Origin of the sequence: Gordonia sp. 852002-51296_SCH5728562-b (assembly GCF_001665475.1) — a bacterium.
Classification (GTDB): domain Bacteria; phylum Actinomycetota; class Actinomycetes; order Mycobacteriales; family Mycobacteriaceae; genus Gordonia; species Gordonia sputi.
Map to the genome: position 1 here is coordinate 1 of NZ_LZMI01000089.1, position 855 is coordinate 855.

At 67.4% G+C, this 855-nt stretch carries 1 protein-coding gene; it reads right to left on the minus strand.

Annotation, left to right across the window (positions count from 1 at the left end; all coding sequences use genetic code 11):
• Positions 1 to 855, minus strand: an 855-nt coding sequence (locus A5766_RS16330) for a DUF222 domain-containing protein (protein WP_156527496.1), incomplete at both ends; no start/stop codon positions are given.

Genomic DNA, 855 nt, shown 5'->3' on the forward strand with positions numbered 1-855 from the left:
GGCGTCGGGGCTGGTGCAGGTGTCGCATCGGCAGGCGAGGGTGGTGTCGCCGTTGGCGAATGCGGTCAGCGCATCGGCGCGACGCTGTGCATGCGTGCGGGGGTCGGCGTCGTGGACGCTGGCGGCGAGTTGGGTGAGGCGTTGGTCGATCAACGCGCCGGAGGCGGCGGGCACGGTGCCGGTCAGTCGGGATTGGCCGGGAGTCCACCGGTCGGGGCGGACCTGGACGTTGCGGTCGGCGTCGATGCGGGCACGACGTCGTTTGACGGCTTCGGCATCGACTTGGGCGACAACAGAATCGACGAGCGCAGCAAATCGTGTCGTTGACAGATGATCACGTGCTGAGAGGGCGGCGGTGAGGCGGGCGTCGACCTCGTCGATGGTGTCGGAGCCGCACAGGCTGGTGCGGGCGACAGCGATGTGGAACCGCTGCAGGTCGATACGTCCGCAGGCGAGGAGTGAGGAGGTGTAGGGGAGTCGGTAGCGTAGGGCGTGGGCGTCGATGATCAATTCGCGTGCCCGGCCAGGCGGTATCGACAACACGGCGCCGACGTCGGCGATGGTGCGTTCCAACCCGTTGGGCCCGTACTGTGCGCGGGGGTTGTCGCCGGTCAGTCCTCGAGCAGCAAACTTGCGCACCGCTTCTGGTGAGTCTGCTTGGCCGTCGGTGAGTTCGCCGATCTCGGCGCCGTAGTCTTCTTCGTGTTCCTCGTGGATGAGGCTGATCGCCGTCAGCAGGCGGAACTGTGCAGAGGCAATGGTGGAGGCGCAGTGCGCGATCACCTCGACCAGATCGGTTTTCGACAGAGATTCGTCCTCGGCGACGCGCGCGAGCACCGGCGGCTGCGACGCGGG